Genomic DNA, 18337 nt, shown 5'->3' with positions numbered 1-18337 from the left:
ATTTATTATCATTATTGATTGTTTTCATCTATGGTACCATGAGTCCCTTCGCTATTGCAGCACAGACGCTGCCCCTTTTCTTTAGTTGTGGTGAGAAAGCTAATGAGTAAGCCCTCTATTTTGCTTGATTTTGGCCTGCTTAAGACCAATAGCGCCTTTCGCGCTGTGTTCTGCGCGCGTTTTATTTCCATTCTGGCGCTCGGGCTGATGGCCATTGCCATCCCGGTGCAGATCCAGGCCCTGACCGGGTCGACGCTGCTGGTCGGGTTGTCCGTGACGCTGGCCGGCAGCGGCATGTTTGCCGGTTTGCTGATGGGGGGCGTACTGGCTGACCGCTACGAGCGCCGCCGTCTGATCCTCTTTGCCCGTTCCACCTGTGGTATTGGGTTTATCGGTCTTTGTTTAAATGCCGCTTTACCTGCGCCGTCATTAACGCTGATTTATCTGCTGGCGGTTTGGGACGGGTTCTTCGGGGCGGTAGGCGTGACGGCGTTGCTGGCGGCGACGCCTGCGCTGGTTGGGCGTGAAAATATCGTTCAGGCCGGTGCCATCAGCATGCTGACGGTGCGTTTTGGCTCCATTCTTTCCCCGGCGATCGGCGGGTTGGTGATTGCCAACGCCGGCGTGACCTGGAACTACGCTTTGGCGGCCTTCGGCACCTTGCTGACGTTGATCCCTTTATTGCAGCTGCCACAGCTGTTGCCACCCCCTCAGCCGCGTGAGCATCCGCTGCGCGCACTGGCCGGCGGATTTGGCTTCCTGTTTCGTAACCGGGTGATTGGCATGGTGGCGCTGATCGGCGCGTTGCTGACCATGGCCAGCGCGGTGCGAGTGCTGTACCCGGCGATGTCCGGCATGTGGCAGGTCAGTGCGGCGCAGCTGGGCTTTATGTATTCCGCCGTGCCGCTGGGCGCGGCAATTGGCGCCTTTACCAGTGGCCGGGTGGCGCACGTGGCGCGGCCGGGCTGGATGATGCTGATGACGGCGATTGGCGCGTTTGTCGCTATCGGCCTGTTCGGCCTGATGCCCTGGTACGGTCTGGCACTGTTCTTCCTGGTGGTGTTTGGCTACCTGAGCGCATTGAACTCATTACTGCAGTACGGGCTGATTCAGAACCTGACGCCGGATGCTTTCCTGGGGCGCATTAATGGCCTGTGGACGGCGCAAAACGTGGTGGGGGACGCGTTGGGTGCCCTGCTGCTGGGGGCGATGGGGGCGTTTATGTTGCCGGCCATGACTTCAACCAGCTTCGGTTTTGGCGTGGCGGTACTGGGTGTAGTGCTGGCGTTCGCGATGAAAGGTCTGCGTCAGGTGAGCCTTGGCGGGCAGGAAAGCGATCTCCAGCCCGCCGCGGGATCTACTGAGAAATAAACTGTTTTTCCAACAGCGTCAGCAGGTTGCTGGCGCTGTAGTAGTCCAGTCGGAAGGTGTCATTGCCCAGCGCATAAACCCGCTTATGCTGCACCGCCGGCAGGTGAGCGAGGAAAGGATTGGCCATCAGCCGCTGCGCATCGCTTTCGTTGTTGGCAAACAGCATCAGCGTCTGGCCGTTCAGTCCTTCCGCCAGGTTTTCCCCGGCGAGCTGAATGATGTCCTTACGCATACCCATGCTGCGGCTGTTGTTCAGCTTGTCAGACGGAACCGCCAGGGTGAAACCCAGCTGCTTGAGCATTTGCCCCTGGGAAGATTCGGCGGTCCACAGGTTGGCTGACTTGCCGTCGGCGCTGAAGACCAGAGCGGAGGTCGGTTGTTCCGGCAGCGTCATACGTTGTTTGAGCGACTTTTCGCGGCTATCGAAATCATCAACGATTTTTTGCGCCTTGGCTTCGTGCCCGGTGGCCTGGCCCAGCTCTATCGCCAGCGCCTGCCAGCTTTTGTCGTCGTAATTGACCACCAGCACCGGGGCAATGGCGGACAGCTGATCGTACAGGCGTACGGCGGAGTCGGCACCGGTAGCGGAGATGATGATCAGGTCGGGCGCTTCACCGGCAATGGCTTCTGCGTTGGGTTCGCCAATGTACAGGCGCTTTACGCCGCGCTGCGTTGCGATAGCGCTCCATTGGTGGAAGAAACCTTGTGAGTCCGCGAGACGGCTGCCGGGCGTGGTGGCGCCGCTGGCGATCACTGGCGCATCAATCGCCAGCAGGGTGCCGGTGACGGTTACGCTGGTGGAAACGATGCGGGTAGGGGGCTGCTGCAGGGTCACTACGCCGTGTGAAGTTTCGATTTTACGCGGCCAACCGGCCTCTGTGGCATGGGCTGCACCCATGGCTAACATGCCAAACAGTGCGAAGCCGAAGAACAGGTTCTTCTTCATAAAGCATTCCTTAGAATTTAAATAGTAATACTTATCATTTATATAATTAAAACTGCTGGTTTTATAGCACGATAATGAATAGAAGAACTGTTTACATTTATTGACATAGCATATTCACGAGGGTAATTTAACGCGATTCAATACAAATGATAATCATTATTATACAGGTTATTGTTCATGATACGAAAGGGAGAACCGATGAGCGTGACAGTAAAGGGTACCGGGCAGAAGAAGCCGCACAGCAAGGAGAGCGAGTCGTCCGAAGCAGGCGTGTCGCCGACCTCCGGCTTTTTCTTTACCTCTCCTTTCCGTAGCCTGAGCACCCAGGGCTGCTTCGCCAAAATCACGCTGCCGGCCCAGGGCGGGGATCAGCTTAACGGCGAGTTCCAGCAGGCGGTACGGCATGCTTTTGCCGAAGCCAAACTGGCGGGGGTGAAAAACCCGGTCCTGTGCGGCGCGATCCCGTTCGATACTCATCAACCCTCTGCGCTTTTTATTCCCCAGCACACCCAGTGGTTTGAACGCGAAGCCTTTTTGGCTGGCGTAACCTCACCACAGGAAGCCCTGCCGGAAATTATCAGCCAAAATGAAGTGCCGGCACAACAGCCTTTCATGCAGATGGTGGCAGATGCGGTGGAAGCAACCCGTGGTGACCAACTGGATAAAGTGGTGCTGTCACGCCTGCTGGAGATTGAAACACGCGAACCGGTAGACAGTCAGGCATTGATGGCGCGTATCATCGCGCAAAACCCACATGGCTTCCATTTCCATGTGCCGTTGGAACAAGGAGCATTGCTGGGCGCCAGCCCTGAACTGCTGCTGCGTAAATCCGGCGCACAATTTTATTCCAACCCGCTGGCAGGCTCCGCCCGTCGTGACGCCGACCCGCAGCGGGATCGTGAAGTCAGCCAACAGCTGTTGGTTTCCGAGAAAGATCTCTACGAGCACCAGTTTGTTACCGAAGGTATGCGGCAGGTGCTGGCCGATCGCTGCAGTTATTTGAATATCCCCACCTCGCCTGAATTATTGAGCACCACCACGCTGTGGCACTTGTCTACGCCAATCGACGGCGAGGCCGCCAGCCGGGCGGAAAACGCGTTGTCGTTGGCCTGCCTGCTGCATCCGACACCGGCGCTGTGCGGTACGCCAACGGCGCTGGCACATCAGGTGATCAAGCAACTGGAGCCTTTTGATCGCGGCCTGTTTGGCGGCATCGTCGGCTGGTGTGATGCCGAAGGCAACGGGGAGTGGGTAGTGACCATCCGCTGTGGCACGGTGCAGGGCAACCAGGTGCGACTCTTTGCCGGAGCCGGCATTGTGCAAGACTCTTCGCCGGAATCTGAATGGCACGAAACCGGCACCAAACTCAGTACCATTTCGCGGGCGTTTGGCCTGAACCAAGGATAGACATTTCCATGAGCATTGCTTTTACTCCCTGGCCTGAGGCACTAGCCCGTCGCTATCGCGAACGGGGATATTGGACCGACCGGCCATTGACCGACATCATCACCCGCCAGGCTAAAAATGACGCCATCGCGCTGATCGACCCGCAACGCAGCCTGAGCTATCGCCAGCTTAATCAACTCTCCGATCGGCTGGCTGCGGCCTTGCTGCGTCGGGGCATACACAGCGGTGATACCGCGCTGGTGCAGTTGGGTAACGTGGTCGAGTTCTACGTGACTTTCTTTGCGCTGTTGAAAATTGGCGTGGTGCCGGTGAATGCGCTGTTTAGCCACCAACGCAATGAGCTGAACGCCTATGCGGCGCAGATCAAACCGGCGTTGCTGATTGCCGATCGTCAGCATGGCCTGTTCGGTAACGACGAATTCCTGACGACGTTTCGCGCTGAACATCCTTCATTGCGCCTGGTCGCTTTGCGCAGTGAGGAACAGGGCGAGCAGTCGTTGGCGAGTTGGCTGGAAGAGGATTGCGGCGATTTCGTGGCTGCGCCAACCGCGGCCGATCAGGTAGCGTTCTTCCAACTCTCCGGTGGCAGTACCGGCACGCCGAAGCTGATCCCACGTACCCACAACGACTACTACTACAGCATTCGCCGCAGCGTGGAGATTTGTCATTTTGATGACGAAACCCGTTATCTGTGCGCACTGCCGGTAGCACACAACTATCCGATGAGCTCGCCTGGCGTATTGGGCGTGTTTTACGGTGGTGGGCTGGTGGTGTTCGCCAGCGATCCGGATGCCGGGCAATGCTTCGGTTTGATCGACCAGCATCAGATCAACGTGACTGCGCTGGTGCCGCCGGCGGTAACGCTGTGGCTGCAGGCCATTGAGGAATGGGGCGGTTGCCAGCAGTTGGCCAGCCTGAAGCTGCTGCAGGTGGGCGGTGCCAAGCTGGGGGAAACCCTGGCCGCGCGCATTCCGGCCGAAATCGGCTGTCAGCTGCAGCAGGTGTTCGGCATGGCGGAAGGCCTGGTGAACTACACCCGGCTGGATGATGACGAGCAGCATATTTTGACTACTCAGGGCTGCCCGATGTCGCCGGATGATGAACTTTGGGTGGCCGATGACGACGGTACTCCGCTGCCTGTCGGCGAGACCGGGCGTCTGATGACCCGTGGCCCCTACACCTTCCGTGGTTATTACCAAAGCCCGGAACATAATGCCGCCGCCTTCGATAAAGACGGTTTCTACTGCTCCGGCGACTTGATTAGCCTGACTGAAGACGGCTACGTGAAGGTTGAAGGGCGTCAGAAAGACCAAATCAACCGCGGTGGTGAGAAGATTGCCGCCGAGGAGATCGAAAACCTGCTGCTGCGTCACCCGGAAGTGATCAATGCGGCGTTGGTTTCGATGCCGGACGAGTTGATGGGCGAAAAAAGCTGCGCCTACATTATCGCCACCAGCCCATTGAAACCGGTCGTTTTGCGTCGCCATTTACGCGCCGAGGGCGTGGCCGAATTCAAATTACCCGACCGCTTTATACAGGTTGAGACGCTGCCGCTCACCCCGGTTGGCAAAGTGGATAAAAAACTGTTGCGCCAACGCCTGGAGGCGCAACAACTGACTCAGGTCCAGGGAGAATAAGTCATGGCCATTCCAAAACTTAATGATTACGCGTTGCCGACACAGGCTGAACTGCCGACCAACAAAGTGAGCTGGACGGTGGAACCGCAGCGCGCTGCACTGTTGATCCACGATATGCAGCAGTATTTTCTGAATTTCTGGGGTGAAGACAGCCCGTTGATCAAACAGGTAGTGGAGAACATCGCCAACCTGCGCCGCTACTGCAAGTCCCAGGGCATCCCGGTGTTTTACACCGCGCAGCCTAATCAGCAGAGCGATGAAGATCGGGCGTTGCTCAATGATATGTGGGGGCCTGGATTGAACAAGCACCCGGAGCAACAGGCGGTGGTCGCCGCGCTGGCGCCGGAAGAAGACGACACTGTGCTGGTGAAATGGCGTTACAGCGCCTTCCACCGTTCACCGCTGCAGGAAATTCTGCAGGAGTCAGGCCGCGATCAGCTGATCATCTGTGGTGTTTACGCCCATATCGGCTGTATGACCACGGCGATCGATGCCTTTATGCGTAACATTCAGCCGTTTATGGTTGCTGATGGTCTGGCCGACTTCTCCCGCGAAGAGCACCTGATGGCGCTGCGTTACACCGCCGGCCGCTGTGGCCGCGTGGTAACCACCGCCGAACTGCTGCCAGGGATCACCAGCAAAGCGGCGTTGCGTCAGCAAATCATGCCTTTCCTCGACGAAGACAGCGAAGACATGGGTGACGACGAGAACCTGATCGACTACGGTCTGGATTCAGTGCGGATCATGGAGCTGGCGGCACGCTGGCGTAAGATCCGCGGCGATATCGATTTTATCGCCCTGGCCAAGAACCCGACCATTGATGGTTGGTGGGCGCTGTTGTCAGAGGGGAAAGCCTGATGAGTCAACAGGGCGATTTTGCCGGCAAACGGGTCTGGGTTACCGGCGCGGGCGCCGGGATTGGCCTGGAGACCGCATTGGCGTTTGTGCGGGCCGGTGCCGAGGTAATTGGTTTCGATAAGCATTTTGGCGAACCGGAATACGCGTTTCGCACCGAAGTGCTGGATATCGCCGACAGCGATGCGGTAGATGCCCTGTGCGGGCGTTTGCTGGCTGAGCAGGGTGAGTTGGACGTGTTGGTCAACGGCGCCGGTATTCTGCGCATGGGGCTGGCGGACGAAACCAGCACCGCAGACTGGCTGGCCTGCCTGGCGGTTAATGCCGGTGGTGCATTCAATATGTTCCGCCATGCCCTGCCGGTATTCCGTCGCCAGAGACGCGGCGCTATTGTCAGCGTGGCATCCAATGCGGCGCATGTGCCGCGTGTTGGCATGGCGGCCTATTGCGCTTCCAAAGCGGCGTTGCGTAGCCTGTGCCAAACCGTGGGGTTGGAAATGGCGCCTTATGGCGTACGTTGCAACCTGGTTTCGCCCGGCTCGACCAATACCCCGATGCAGCGCGGCATGTGGCAGGACGAAACGGGAGAACAGAACACCATCAACGGTTTCCCGGAACAGTTCAAGCTGGGTATTCCGCTGGGTAAAATTGCCCAGCCGCAGGAAATCGCCGATGCCATTTTGTTCCTGGCTTCCGATCGCGCCAGCCATATCACCATGCAGGATATCGTGATTGACGGCGGGGCGACGCTGGCGGCCTGATAATCCGCTCGACAACGCCAGGATAGCCCAAGGGCGCTGCTTGCAGCGCCTTTTCTATTGGCGGCGCAGGGGCATGATTATTTTCAGGGGCAGGGCGGACGTGGTGAGGCTTATAGAGATTATCAGGGCGCAGATGCGAAAAAAGCGCCAAAAGGCGCTTTTTTCTGTATTGGTGGGTCGTGCAGGATTGACTCGGCCTTGGGCCTCGCCCTGCGGGCAACGCTGTGCGTTGTCGTCTCGCTTCGCTCGGCTCGAACCTGAACGCAGGTTCTCATCCAGCACGATACGGCGGAGTATGTGATCAAGGAGTTTGCGGGAATAAGGTAGCGCAGATGCGAAAAAAGCGCCAAAAGGCGCTTTTTTCTGTATTGGTGGGTCGTGCAGGATTCGAACCTGCGACCAATTGATTAAAAGTCAACTGCTCTACCAACTGAGCTAACGACCCGCAGAAGTGGTGGGTGATGACGGGCTCGAACCGCCGACCCCCTCCGTGTAAAGGAGATGCTCTACCAACTGAGCTAATCACCCACTTCAGGACTTCCAGGTATTGCTAAACAAGAGAATGAGTGGTGGGTGATGACGGGCTCGAACCGCCGACCCCCTCCGTGTAAAGGAGATGCTCTACCAACTGAGCTAATCACCCTCATTCTTCTCATTTCTTACTGCTTTACTGCTCAACAAGATGGTGGGCGATGACGGGCTCGAACCGCCGACCCCCTCCGTGTAAAGGAGATGCTCTACCAACTGAGCTAATCGCCCCGTCTTGTTGGAGTCGCATTATAGGGATAGTTGAAAGTGAGTCAACGGTTTTTAAAATGATTTCAATCGTTCGCCGCAAATTTAAACAGGATGCGATATTTATCGCCAGCAATGCTGATTCTTTGCACATTGTTATGCGAAAAGCGCCGCAGAGATGATGAAAGCTGATGCAGCAATATCGTGTCAGCGTTGAGGAATTAGCGCGTGGTGATACAATGTCGGCCACTTTTTTAAATTCCGAGCAATCGTCGGCAACCGCTGACATGCGTTGCGTAATAAGGCAGTGAACCCAATGAAAATCAAAACCCGTTTTGCACCGAGCCCAACCGGCTATCTTCACGTCGGTGGCGCCCGTACTGCGCTTTACTCCTGGCTATTCACTCGCCATGCGGGCGGTGAGTTCGTTCTGCGTATCGAAGATACCGATTTGGAACGCTCAACCCAGGATGCTATCGACGCAATTATGGATGGCATGAACTGGTTAAACCTGGATTGGGACGAAGGCCCGTATTTCCAGACCAAGCGTTTTGACCGTTATAACGCGGTGATTGACGACATGCTGGTGCAGGGAACTGCTTATAAATGCTATTGCTCGAAGGAACGTCTGGAAGCGCTGCGTGAAAAGCAGATGGAAAACGGTGAAAAACCGCGTTACGACGGCCACTGCCGCGACAGCCAATGCAGCCACACCGACGACGAGCCGCACGTGGTGCGTTTCCGTAACCCACAGGAAGGCTCGGTAATCTTCGATGACAAGATCCGTGGTCCGATCGAATTCAGCAACCAGGAACTGGACGATCTGATCATTCGTCGTACCGACGGTGCGCCGACCTATAACTTCTGCGTGGTGATCGACGACTGGGATATGGAAATCACCCACGTGATCCGCGGTGAAGACCACATCAACAACACCCCGCGCCAGATCAACATCCTGAAAGCGCTGGGCGCACCGGTACCGGAATACGCCCACGTTTCGATGATCCTCGGTGACGACGGTAAAAAGCTGTCTAAACGTCACGGTGCCGTGGGCGTGATGCAGTATCGCGATGACGGTTATCTGCCGCAGGCGTTGCTGAACTATTTGGTGCGTCTGGGTTGGTCACATGGCGATCAGGAAATCTTCTCTATTGATGAGATGAAAGAGTTCTTCACGCTGGAAGCGATCAACAAATCTGCCAGCGCCTTCAATACCGAAAAGCTGCAGTGGCTGAACCATCATTACATTAACCATATGCCGGCCGAAGAAGTTGCCGTGTATCTGGCGTGGCACGTGGAGCAACTGGGCATTGAAACCCGCAACGGTCCGGAGCTGAAAGATATCGTTAAGCTGCTGGGCGAGCGCTGCAAAACGTTGAAGGAAATGGCTGAGTCTTGCCGTTACTTCTACGAAGACTTCAGCGAGTTCGACGCTGACGCTGCGAAAAAACACCTGCGCCCGGTTGCTCGCCAGCCGCTGGAAGCGGTACGCGCCAAATTGGCGGCCATTACCGCCTGGACGCCGGAAAACGTGCATGATGCCATTCAGGGCACGGCTGATGAGCTGGGCGTCGGTATGGGCAAGGTAGGTATGCCGCTGCGCGTAGCGGTCACCGGTGCCGGTCAGTCACCAGGCATGGATGTGACCGTGCATGCCATCGGGCAGGCACGTTCTTTACAGCGTATCGATCTGGCATTGGCTTATATCGCCGGGCGTGAAGCTCAGGCCTGATAGTTTCTGAGCCTATAATGAAAAAGCCCCGTGGAGCAATCCCGGGGCTTTTTTTGTCGCTGTCGATCAGGCCTGTTCAGCGGCCGGCACGGTGGGGCGGTAGGCGAGGAAGTACATCAGGCCGACGAAACCGGCGCCGCCCAGCGCGTTACCGAGAAACACGGCCGTGAAATTGGGCAGGTATTGGCTCCAACTTAAACCACCGGCAAAAATGGCCGCCGGGATAATAAACATGTTCGCCACTACGTGCTGGAAGCCGATGGCGACAAACGCCATCACCGGGAACCACATGCCAATCACTTTGCCCGGCACATCCTTGCTGGCAAAGGCCAGCCACACCGCCAGGCACACCAACCAATTGCAGCCTACGCCGGATATAAAGGCGTGCAGGAAGTCGGCATCTACCTTGGCTTGTGCGATGGACAGGGTTTTGTGCAGGAAGGCGCCTTCGGTCAGGCCAAGCAGGTGGCCAAAGAAATAGGCGACGGCCAGGCTACCGGCGAAGTTGGCCAGGGTGACCCAGAACCAGTTGCGCACGACAGCAAGCAGCGAAATTTGGCGAGCAAACCAGGCTATCGGCAAGGTCATCATATTACCGGTCAGCAGCTCGCCGCCGGCCAGAATCGTCAGGATAAGCCCTATCGGGAAGACGGCAGCGCCCAGCAATGCGCCGAAGGAGCCCCATTCGGCCGGCAGGGTGCCGATCACGTGGATATCTAACAGGAAGCCGGTCGCGATAAAGGCACCGGCGAGAAAGCCCAGAATGAGCAGGTTGGCGAGCGACGCCCGGCTTTTGTTTACGCCGGCCTGAATGGCTAACGCAGCGATTTCTTTTGGTGAATGCAACGACATAACTGACTCGGTTTATTGTTGTGGGATTTAAGACGCGGGGAAGTCTATGCCTGTGGGCGAGATGACTCAAGGGTATTTCGCTAACATTCCGTTAATTAAAAATCAACACAATGGATAAGGTTTTTTGTTTTTTGTGAAGTCAGGCGATGATGGCTGATTTTTGTCCGTCATGGCGATTTTTTAGCGTGAAAAGCGCTGATTTGGCGGCTTTTTCAGCGCTTGATCGACTAATTCAATTTAGCCGTTGACAGTTTTTCAGGGGTTTCATATTATGCGCCCCGTTCACAGGATTTCGTGATTGTGGATTGGGGCTATAGCTCAGCTGGGAGAGCGCTTGCATGGCATGCAAGAGGTCGACGGTTCGATCCCGTCTAGCTCCACCAACCTTTATCTCAGAAGGGTTGGGGAATACCGTAACGCCGGTTAAAGCGTGCCACTTTTGTGGGGCTATAGCTCAGCTGGGAGAGCGCTTGCATGGCATGCAAGAGGTCGACGGTTCGATCCCGTCTAGCTCCACCACCATTTAAAAAGCCGACCTTAGGGTCGGCTTTTTGCTTTCTGTCTTTTCCCATATTGAATCACCGTAACGCCTCCTGTTATGCCAGCAGTTACAGAAGAATCGCAGGCAATAAAAAAGGCCGCCGAAGCGACCTTTGCATGACTGGCTTTTAAGCTTAGCCCAGAACCAGGCCTGCGATCGACGCAGACAGGATGCTGACCAGCGTAGAACCGTAAACCAGCTTCAGACCAAAGCGGGAAACCACGTTGCCCTGGTGCTCGTTCAGCCCTTTAATCGCACCGGCTACGATGCCGATGGAAGAGAAGTTGGCGAAGGAAACCAGGAACACCGACAGGATACCCAGGCTGCGCGGAGAGAGTTCAGCAGAAACCTTCTGCAGCTCCATCATCGCCACGAATTCGTTGGAAACCAGCTTGGTCGCCATGATGCTGCCAACCTGCAACGCTTCGTGCTTAGGGATACCCATAATCCAGGCGAATGGATAGAAGAAGTAGCCCAGGATTTCCTGGAAGCTCAGGCCGAAGATGGCGCTGAACAGGCCGTTGAGCGCGGCGATCAGGGCAATAAAGCCGATCAGCATCGCAGCAACGATAATCGCGACTTTGAAACCCGCCAGGATGTATTCGCCCAGCATTTCGAAGAAGCTCTGGCCTTCGTGCAGGTTGCCCAGATGCAGCTCTTCTTCTTTACTGGTGTCATACGGGTTGACCAATGACAGCACGATAAAGGTGCTGAACATGTTCAGTACCAGCGCCGCCACCACAAACTTGGCGTCCAGCATGGTCATGTAAGCGCCGACGATGGACATGGAAACCGTGGACATCGCGGTTGCCGCCATGGTGTACATGCGCTTTTCTGACATCTTGCCCAGAATATCTTTATAGGCGATGAAGTTTTCAGACTGGCCCAGGATCAGCGAGCTGACGGCGTTGAAGGACTCCAGCTTGCCCATACCGTTTACTTTTGACAGCACGGTACCAATAATGCGGATGATAAACGGCAGTACTTTAATGTATTGCAGAATACCGATCAGCGCAGAGATAAAGACGATTGGGCACAGTACCTTCAGGAAGAAGAAGGCCAGACCTTTGTCGCCCATACCGCCGAATACAAAATCAGTCCCTTGCCCAGCAAACCCGAGCAGCTTGTCAAACAGCGCGGCAAATCCTTTTACAAAGCCCAAACCCGCTTCCGAATGCAGGAAAAAATAGGCCAGCAGTACTTCAATAACCAACAGTTGAATAACATAGCGAATGCGGATGCTTTTACGATCGCGACACACTAAAAGTGCCAGGATCGCGACGACCACTAACGCCAACGCAAAGTGCGCAATATGGGACATGTTTGCTCCAAACTTGAGGCAGGCTGAATTTCGGATGTCATTTTATGTAACGCCACGTTTAAAAACGAGAGCTCTATTGCAAATATGGAAAATCATAGGGGGAAACATCTTAAACTTGTACGGTAAAGCATAAAAAATCAAGAGGTTAATCAATCCATATGAAATTCATATTCTTGCGCTAAATGGATCATCCAAAGGATTTTTCCCAGGATAGAACTTCGTTCAGTGCGGTAAATGTTCACTTACCCGCCAAACCCTTCGTTAAACCCGTGGTTATTTTCTATCGCAGAGATAAGCATTACCGCTCTAAATGCACTTGATAATTATTATCATTTACATAAGATAACCACAGGCTTAATAGAAGTAAGGGTTCAGAACATGCTGAACAGTGATGTGGTTGAAACCACCAGTCGCCCTGCCAGGAAGATCAAACTTTCCTTGATGGGCCCCGCATTCATAGCGGCTATCGGCTATATCGATCCCGGTAATTTTGCCACCAACATCCAGGCAGGCGCTTCCTTTGGCTACACCCTGTTGTGGGTGGTGGTGTGGGCCAACGTCATGGCGATGTTGATCCAGCTGTTGTCCGCAAAACTCGGTATTGCCACCGGTAAAAATCTGGCAGAGCACATTCGCGATCGTTTCCCGCGTCCGGCGGTTTGGGCCTATTGGGTTCAGGCGGAAATCATTGCCATGGCCACAGATTTGGCCGAGTTTATTGGTGCAGCGATTGGCTTCAAACTGCTGCTGGGCGTCACGCTGTTGGAAGGGGCGATCCTGACCGGTATCGCCACGTTCCTTATCCTGATGCTGCAAAAACGCGGGCAGAAACCGCTGGAAATGGTGATCGGCGGTTTGCTGCTGTTTGTTGCCGCAGCTTATATGGTGGAATTGGTATTTTCACAGCCGCAGTTGGAGCCTTTGTTGAAAGGCATGGCGATACCGGACCTGCCGAACGGCGACGCGGTATTTTTGGCTGCCGGGGTGCTCGGCGCGACCATCATGCCGCATGTGATTTATCTGCATTCGTCATTAACCCAGACCGGCGGTGAGCATTCAAAAGCCGATCGCTACGCGGCCACCAAGTTTGACGTCGCCATTGCCATGACCATAGCCGGTTTTGTTAACCTGGCGATGATGGCTACCGCCGCTGCGGCCTTCCATTTTAACGGCCACAGCGGCATTGCCGATCTCGATCAGGCTTATCTGACGCTGCAGCCGCTATTGGGCCAGGCGGCAGCGACCATCTTCGGACTGAGTCTGGTCGCTGCCGGATTATCTTCCACCGTGGTGGGGACGCTGGCAGGGCAGGTTGTGATGCAGGGATTTGTACACTTTTATATTCCGCTGTGGGTGCGCCGGGTGGTCACCATGCTGCCGTCGTTTATCGTCATTATGATGGGCATGGACGCTACGCGTATTCTGGTACTGAGCCAGGTGCTGCTGAGTTTCGGTATTGCGCTGGCGCTGGTGCCGCTGTTGTCGTTCACCGGCAACCGCGAGCTGATGGGGGAGATGGTCAACAGCCGCAGCATACAGGCGATAGGGAAAGTGATCGTGCTGGTGGTGGTTGGGCTGAACGGCTACCTGCTGGTCAGCAGCCTTCTCTGAGCGGACACCAAATGAAGGGCCGACATTGAGTCTAATGCGGTTCACTCAAGCTCAATATCAGCGAAACCCGGGTCGCCCCGGGTATCTCGATCTGTTAAATGAGGAGGATTAGGCGGGCTGACGGCCTTTGGCCGTCAATCATCGTGGTCATGGTGGCGATGATCGCGATCGTCATGACGTCGGCCTTTCCCGTGATGCTTCTCATGGTGCTTATAATAGTGCTTATCGTATTTACGATAGCGCCCCTCATGATAGTAATAATTCTTACGCCAGTAATTGTTGTCGCGCCAGCGATAACCATCCCAGTTGTAGCCCCGACGATTGCGTTCACCCAGGTACCGACCCTGATGGCCCTGCCACCAGTCGCGGTCGCGCCAGTCATAACCGTCCCAGTAACGGCCGCGATTGTCTTGCTCACCGATACGTAATGAGACGCCCGGCATCAGATCGATACTCAGCCCTTCCGCCTGCGCTGGCTGGATGGCAGGCAGCGTTGACACCACCAACAGAGCGGCCAATAACAGAGGTTTAAACATGAATGCTCCTTTCCGCCGTAGCGGCTTGGCCGGTTTTACAATTAATGAAGCGCGTTCATCAGTTTATAAAACAGCCTTATAGTTTTACCTGCAATATCGGCATATTAGCCTTTGTGGATAGGGTTGAATCTTAGCGGCATTCTTAAAAGCGGGGCAGGGAGAGTGATTTAAGATTTGTCTGGCGCGGCAGGCGTTATCGCCGGCGATAAACCGGCGATAATTGTAAGCGATTACATTAATATTTGCTCGATCTGCTTAATTTCATCATCGCTAAAGGTGCGGTTAGCCAACATGCCTACGGCGTCTTCAATTTGGCTGGTCTTGCTGGCGCCAATCAGTGCCGAAGTGACGCGATCGCCACGCAATACCCAGGCCAGCGCCATTTGCGACAGCTTCTGTCCGCGCTGCTGCGCCAGTGCATTAAGTCGACGAATTTTTCCCAGTTTATCCTCGGTGAGCTGATCGGGCTGCAGGAACTGGCTGCCGCTGGCAGCGCGTGAGTCCTGGGGAATGCCCTGCAGATAACGATCGGTCAACAGGCCGCCGGCCAGCGGTGAGAAGGCGATAGAACCCACGCCGTGTTCTTCCAGCGTATCCAACAATTCTGGCTCCACCCAACGTTCGAACATGGAGTATTTCGGCTGATGGATCACGCAGGGCGTGCCGAGCTGCTGCAGAATGCTGAACGCCTGGCGCGCACGATCGGCAGGGTAGTTGGACAACCCGACGTAAAGCGCCTTGCCCTGCCGTACCAGCAAATCCAGGGCGGCCATGGTTTCTTCCAGCGGCGTGTCCGGATCCGGACGATGGTGGTAGAAGATGTCCACGTATTCCAGCCCCATGCGCTGCAGGCTTTGATTTAGGCTGGCGACCAGGTACTTTTTCGAGCCCCAATCCCCATAAGGCCCGGGCCACATGGTGTAACCGGCCTTTGACGAGATGATCAGTTCATCGCGCCAGGACTTCAAATCCGCCTTGAGAATGCGACCGAAGTTTTCCTCGGCGGAGCCGGGCGGCGGGCCATAATTGTTGGCCAGATCAAAATGGGTAATGCCGAGATCAAACGCGCAGTGGATCAGCCTGCGAGCGTTGTCATACAGCGTGACGTCACCAAAGTTATGCCATAAGCCAAGTGAAATGGCCGGGAGCTTTAGCCCGCTGCGGCCGCAGCGACGGTATTCCATACTTTGATAACGTGAAGAATCAGCCTGGTAGAGCATACGAACCCTTTTCAGCGGAGGTGAAATGAATTTTAGTGTATGCGCTTTCACCGTATTTGTCAGAGGCTGCGATCACGCTAAACAGCCTGTATATCAACATGGCTTATCAGAGCGGCCCAATGTCAGCCAATGGGGCAGGGATGTAACGCAGGGTTTCCAGTTACCTTTCAGACATAAAGTTCGAAATTTATACAACATCTTCGATACTTAATACTGAAAATCCTAACCCTTGGCAGGTGATGATCATGAATAAGAACTATACGGTGGCTGATTACCTACTCGATCGTTTAGCTCAGATCGGCATCCGGCACTTCTTTGGCGTGCCTGGTGACTATAACCTGCAGTTTCTTGATCACGTGATCGATCACCCGCAAATCACCTGGGTAGGGTGCGCCAATGAACTTAATGCCGCCTATGCTGCTGACGGTTACGCGCGTTGTAAACCAGCCGCCGCCTTGTTGACGACTTTTGGCGTAGGTGAACTGAGCGCAGTCAACGGTATTGCCGGCAGCTATGCCGAATACCTGCCGGTGATCCACGTGGTGGGCGCACCGGCTCTGCGTGCGCAACGGGCTGGTGAATTGTTGCATCACTCCCTGGGCGACGGGGATTTTGGTCACTTCGCCCGCATGGCGAAAGAGGTGACCGTGGCTCAGGCCAGCCTCACCGCCGATAACGCCGAAGGGGAAATAGATCGCCTGCTGACTACCGCGCTGTTCGAGCGTCGTCCGGTCTATCTGCTGCTGCCGAGCGACGTGGCTGAAGCGCCGCTGGTGTCAAAGCCTGCCACGTTAATGCTGCGACAGGCCAATCTTTCACCGGCATCACTGCAGGGCTTTATCGCCGCCGCACGGGAGTTGCTGTTACCGGCACGGCGGGTTTCTCTGCTAGCCGATTTCCTGGCCGAACGCTTCGGTGCTGAAAAGGTGCTGGAGCATTGGATGAATGAGGTGGATATGCCGCATTCAACCTTGCTGCTAGGCAAGAGCGTATTGGACGAAACTCATGCCTGTTTCACCGGGACCTACGTCGGTGCGGCTAGCGAGCCACAGGTAAAACAGCTGATCGAGAACGCCGACGTGATCATTAATGTTGGCGTACGTTTTACCGATACCATTACCGCCGGATTCAGTCAGCACCTTCCTGCCGAGAAATGTATTGATCTTCAGCCCTTTGAAGCGCGTGTGGGGCAGCAGGTATTCAGTCAAATCCCGATGCGTGACGCGGTTATCGCGTTACACCAGTTAACGTTGTCGCTGACCAACCAATGGCAACGGTCAGAGATTAAACGTTCAGCGTTGCCGGATCCGAACGGCAGTGGTCTGGATCAGCACGGTTTCTGGCAACAGATACAGGGCTTTTTGCGGCCGGGCGATATCCTGCTCGCCGAGCAGGGGTCCGCCTGTTTTGGCGCGGCATCGCTAAGCTTGCCACAAGGCTGCCGTTTCATCGTCCAGTCGCTGTGGGGATCTATCGGTTACACACTGCCGGCGGCGTTCGGTGCACAGACGGCGGAGCCGGAGCGGCGAGTGGTGCTGCTGATCGGCGACGGTTCAGCACAGCTGACGGTGCAGGAATTGGGATCGATGTTGCGCGATGGGCTGAAGCCGGTGATCTTCCTGCTGAATAATGACGGATACACCATTGAACGGGCAATCCACGGCCCGAACCAGCGTTATAACGACATCGCTCATTGGAACTGGACTCAACTACCGCAGGCGTTAGGTGCTGAACGTCAAGTGAAAGCGTTACGCGTTACCGAACCGGAACAGCTGCGCCAGGCGCTGAGCGAAGTGGCCGACAGCCCACAGCTGGCCTTTGTCGAAGTGGTGCTGCCGAAGATGGACATTCCCGAACTGCTGCAAACGATCTCAAGTGCCCTTCAGTCACGTAACGCGGCGGCCTGAACCTGTTAGCTTTCCAAAAGCCGCTCCAGCATCCAGTACCCCGCCGGTCCCGGCGGGGTCAGCTTAGACCAAACCGCATCCACCGATATCAGCTTGGGCCAGCCGCGCGGACGCAGCTCGGTGAGCCTGTTGTGACCGTATTGCTGCACCAGCCAGCGAGGCAGTACCGCCCAGCCAAACCCTTGTTCCGCCATTTCCAGCAACAGCAGATAGCTGGGGGCTGACCATACCAGCCCGCCAGAGCGGGCGGTTTCGGCACCGGTATAGGTGTTCAGGATAAGTTGCCGCGTGCTGGACAGTTGTTCAGGCGTGGGCGAGGCAGTTTGCGCCATCGGGTGCGAATGTGCGACGAACAGCCCCATTTCGGTTTGCTCCGGCAGCCGGGCAAAGGCGATGTCTGGCGGATACTGTTTTTGCACCTCAACCATGCCCAGGTGCGCGCGACCGATTTGCAGCAGGTCAATCACGTCACCTTCTTCAGCGATCATCCACTCCAGTTCGATATCCTGATAACGCTGCTCGAACTGCTGCATCAGCCGGTCATGGTGTTTCGGCTGATAGGTATCGGAAAACACTACGCTTAAGCGCGGCTCTATATTGTCCGCCAGCCGAATGCTCAGGGCATCCAACCGTTCGCTGGCCGCAAGAATTTCCTGTACATGGCCCAGCACTTTCCGCCCAGCGGCTGTCAGTACCGGCTGGCGTGCCTGGCGATCGAACAGGATCAAACCCAGATCGGCCTCAAGATTGGCGATGGCGGTACTGATGGTTGACTGGCTTTTACGCAGCTTACGGGCCGCAGCGGAAAAAGAGCCCAGGGCGGCGGCTTCAACGAAGGCCAGCAAAGCTTCGGGGGAGTAGCGCATAATGTATCTACTTTATAGATGGAACCTATCTTTAATCTA

Annotated in this window: 14 protein-coding genes, 6 tRNA genes and 1 other RNA gene; 10 read left to right on the top strand and 11 right to left on the bottom strand. The window is 55.7% G+C overall.

From position 1 onward, the window contains the following. Nucleotides 1-102 precede the first annotated feature (102 nt). Nucleotides 103-1371: an enterobactin transporter EntS gene (gene entS, locus M495_RS17295; protein ID WP_020827967.1), complete on the top strand. Its 1269-nt coding sequence runs from the start codon at nucleotides 103-105 to the stop codon at nucleotides 1369-1371. Here the strand turns inward: entS and fepB are convergent. Continuing rightward, complete coding sequence (gene fepB / locus M495_RS17290) at nucleotides 1358-2317, bottom strand: Fe2+-enterobactin ABC transporter substrate-binding protein (RefSeq protein ID WP_020827966.1); 960 nt, start codon at nucleotides 2315-2317, stop codon at nucleotides 1358-1360. The two genes, entS and fepB, sit on opposite strands and share 14 nt — an antisense overlap. Before the next feature lie 198 nt (nucleotides 2318-2515). Here fepB and M495_RS17285 point away from each other — a divergent pair, with 198 nt between their 5' ends. Genes M495_RS17285 through dhbA form a run of 4 tightly spaced genes read left to right on the top strand, consistent with a single transcriptional unit; the run spans nucleotide 2516 to nucleotide 6977 of the window. Continuing rightward, nucleotides 2516-3724: an isochorismate synthase gene (locus tag M495_RS17285; RefSeq protein WP_020827965.1), complete on the top strand. Its 1209-nt coding sequence runs from the start codon at nucleotides 2516-2518 to the stop codon at nucleotides 3722-3724. An 8-nt stretch (nucleotides 3725-3732) separates the two neighbouring features. Continuing rightward, the gene (locus M495_RS17280; RefSeq protein ID WP_020827964.1) at nucleotides 3733-5361 is read left to right on the top strand and encodes a (2,3-dihydroxybenzoyl)adenylate synthase; all 1629 of its coding nucleotides are present in this window, start codon (nucleotides 3733-3735) and stop codon (nucleotides 5359-5361) included. A gap of 3 nt (nucleotides 5362-5364) precedes the next feature. Next, nucleotides 5365-6219, top strand: coding sequence for an isochorismatase (locus M495_RS17275; RefSeq protein ID WP_020827963.1), 855 nt, complete (start codon nucleotides 5365-5367; stop codon nucleotides 6217-6219). Next, complete coding sequence (dhbA, locus tag M495_RS17270) at nucleotides 6219-6977, top strand: 2,3-dihydro-2,3-dihydroxybenzoate dehydrogenase (protein WP_020827962.1); 759 nt, start codon at nucleotides 6219-6221, stop codon at nucleotides 6975-6977. Before M495_RS17275 ends, dhbA begins: the two co-directional genes overlap by 1 nt. A gap of 170 nt (nucleotides 6978-7147) precedes the next feature. Here the strand turns inward: dhbA and M495_RS25105 are convergent. The 5 genes from M495_RS25105 to M495_RS17250 all read right to left on the bottom strand — a co-directional run bounded on the left by M495_RS25105 (nucleotide 7148) and on the right by M495_RS17250 (nucleotide 7736). Further along, nucleotides 7148-7273, bottom strand: a non-coding RNA gene (locus M495_RS25105) — RtT sRNA. Between the two features lie 73 nt (nucleotides 7274-7346). Then, a tRNA-Lys gene (locus tag M495_RS17265) sits at nucleotides 7347-7422 on the bottom strand. A 7-nt stretch (nucleotides 7423-7429) separates the two neighbouring features. After that, nucleotides 7430-7505, bottom strand: a tRNA-Val gene (locus tag M495_RS17260). A gap of 39 nt (nucleotides 7506-7544) precedes the next feature. Next, a tRNA-Val gene (locus tag M495_RS17255) sits at nucleotides 7545-7620 on the bottom strand. Nucleotides 7621-7660: 40 nt separating this feature from the next. Continuing rightward, nucleotides 7661-7736: transfer RNA gene (locus M495_RS17250), tRNA-Val, on the bottom strand. 292 nt (nucleotides 7737-8028) lie between these two features. Here M495_RS17250 and gltX point away from each other — a divergent pair. Beyond that, nucleotides 8029-9444: a glutamate--tRNA ligase gene (gene gltX / locus M495_RS17245; protein WP_020827961.1), complete on the top strand. Its 1416-nt coding sequence runs from the start codon at nucleotides 8029-8031 to the stop codon at nucleotides 9442-9444. 66 nt (nucleotides 9445-9510) lie between these two features. Here gltX and M495_RS17240 read toward each other — a convergent pair whose 3' ends face one another. Next, on the bottom strand, nucleotides 9511-10296 hold the full coding sequence (locus tag M495_RS17240; RefSeq protein ID WP_020827960.1) for a formate/nitrite transporter family protein: 786 nt from the start codon (nucleotides 10294-10296) through the stop codon (nucleotides 9511-9513). A gap of 307 nt (nucleotides 10297-10603) precedes the next feature. Here M495_RS17240 and M495_RS17235 point away from each other — a divergent pair. Together M495_RS17235 and M495_RS17230 are read left to right on the top strand one after the other, a co-directional pair. Next, a tRNA-Ala gene (locus M495_RS17235) sits at nucleotides 10604-10679 on the top strand. A 60-nt stretch (nucleotides 10680-10739) separates the two neighbouring features. Next, a tRNA-Ala gene (locus M495_RS17230) sits at nucleotides 10740-10815 on the top strand. A 155-nt stretch (nucleotides 10816-10970) separates the two neighbouring features. Here the strand turns inward: M495_RS17230 and M495_RS17225 are convergent. Then, the gene (locus M495_RS17225) at nucleotides 10971-12158 is read right to left on the bottom strand and encodes a NupC/NupG family nucleoside CNT transporter (RefSeq protein WP_020827959.1); all 1188 of its coding nucleotides are present in this window, start codon (nucleotides 12156-12158) and stop codon (nucleotides 10971-10973) included. A gap of 378 nt (nucleotides 12159-12536) precedes the next feature. Here M495_RS17225 and M495_RS17220 point away from each other — a divergent pair, with 378 nt between their 5' ends. Continuing rightward, on the top strand, nucleotides 12537-13769 hold the full coding sequence (locus M495_RS17220; protein ID WP_020827958.1) for an Nramp family divalent metal transporter: 1233 nt from the start codon (nucleotides 12537-12539) through the stop codon (nucleotides 13767-13769). A gap of 134 nt (nucleotides 13770-13903) precedes the next feature. Here M495_RS17220 and M495_RS17215 read toward each other — a convergent pair whose 3' ends face one another. Next, a complete protein-coding gene (locus tag M495_RS17215; protein WP_020827957.1) occupies nucleotides 13904-14305 on the bottom strand; it encodes a DUF2502 domain-containing protein in 402 nt (133 codons plus the stop codon). 230 nt (nucleotides 14306-14535) lie between these two features. Next, nucleotides 14536-15525 carry an L-glyceraldehyde 3-phosphate reductase gene (mgrA, locus tag M495_RS17210; protein ID WP_020827956.1) on the bottom strand — a complete coding sequence of 330 codons (990 nt, stop codon included), beginning with the start codon at nucleotides 15523-15525 and terminating at the stop codon, nucleotides 14536-14538. 245 nt (nucleotides 15526-15770) lie between these two features. Between mgrA and M495_RS17205 the strand changes: the two genes are divergently transcribed. Continuing rightward, the gene (locus M495_RS17205; RefSeq protein ID WP_020827955.1) at nucleotides 15771-17432 is read left to right on the top strand and encodes an alpha-keto acid decarboxylase family protein; all 1662 of its coding nucleotides are present in this window, start codon (nucleotides 15771-15773) and stop codon (nucleotides 17430-17432) included. A gap of 5 nt (nucleotides 17433-17437) precedes the next feature. Here the strand turns inward: M495_RS17205 and M495_RS17200 are convergent, their stop codons facing one another. Continuing rightward, a complete protein-coding gene (locus tag M495_RS17200) occupies nucleotides 17438-18298 on the bottom strand; it encodes a LysR family transcriptional regulator (protein WP_020827954.1) in 861 nt (286 codons plus the stop codon). Nucleotides 18299-18337: the final 39 nt, after the last annotated feature.

This window comes from Serratia liquefaciens ATCC 27592, assembly GCF_000422085.1.
Taxonomy (GTDB): Bacteria; Pseudomonadota; Gammaproteobacteria; order Enterobacterales; family Enterobacteriaceae; genus Serratia; species Serratia liquefaciens.
This window is presented reverse-complemented; position numbering and strand designations above follow the sequence as displayed.

Excerpts from the sequence above, each read along its gene's own strand:
- entS (WP_020827967.1), top strand. The coding sequence starts at position 103 with ATGAGTAAGCCCTCTATTTTGCTTGATTTTGGCCTGCTTAAGACCAAT.
- fepB (WP_020827966.1), bottom strand. The coding sequence starts at position 2,317 with ATGAAGAAGAACCTGTTCTTCGGCTTCGCACTGTTTGGCATGTTAGCC.
- M495_RS17285 (WP_020827965.1), top strand. The coding sequence starts at position 2,516 with ATGAGCGTGACAGTAAAGGGTACCGGGCAGAAGAAGCCGCACAGCAAG.
- M495_RS17280 (WP_020827964.1), top strand. The coding sequence starts at position 3,733 with ATGAGCATTGCTTTTACTCCCTGGCCTGAGGCACTAGCCCGTCGCTAT.
- M495_RS17275 (WP_020827963.1), top strand. The coding sequence starts at position 5,365 with ATGGCCATTCCAAAACTTAATGATTACGCGTTGCCGACACAGGCTGAA.
- dhbA (WP_020827962.1), top strand. The coding sequence starts at position 6,219 with ATGAGTCAACAGGGCGATTTTGCCGGCAAACGGGTCTGGGTTACCGGC.
- gltX (WP_020827961.1), top strand. The coding sequence starts at position 8,029 with ATGAAAATCAAAACCCGTTTTGCACCGAGCCCAACCGGCTATCTTCAC.
- M495_RS17240 (WP_020827960.1), bottom strand. The coding sequence starts at position 10,296 with ATGTCGTTGCATTCACCAAAAGAAATCGCTGCGTTAGCCATTCAGGCC.
- M495_RS17225 (WP_020827959.1), bottom strand. The coding sequence starts at position 12,158 with ATGTCCCATATTGCGCACTTTGCGTTGGCGTTAGTGGTCGTCGCGATC.
- M495_RS17220 (WP_020827958.1), top strand. The coding sequence starts at position 12,537 with ATGCTGAACAGTGATGTGGTTGAAACCACCAGTCGCCCTGCCAGGAAG.
- M495_RS17215 (WP_020827957.1), bottom strand. The coding sequence starts at position 14,305 with ATGTTTAAACCTCTGTTATTGGCCGCTCTGTTGGTGGTGTCAACGCTG.
- mgrA (WP_020827956.1), bottom strand. The coding sequence starts at position 15,525 with ATGCTCTACCAGGCTGATTCTTCACGTTATCAAAGTATGGAATACCGT.
- M495_RS17205 (WP_020827955.1), top strand. The coding sequence starts at position 15,771 with ATGAATAAGAACTATACGGTGGCTGATTACCTACTCGATCGTTTAGCT.
- M495_RS17200 (WP_020827954.1), bottom strand. The coding sequence starts at position 18,298 with ATGCGCTACTCCCCCGAAGCTTTGCTGGCCTTCGTTGAAGCCGCCGCC.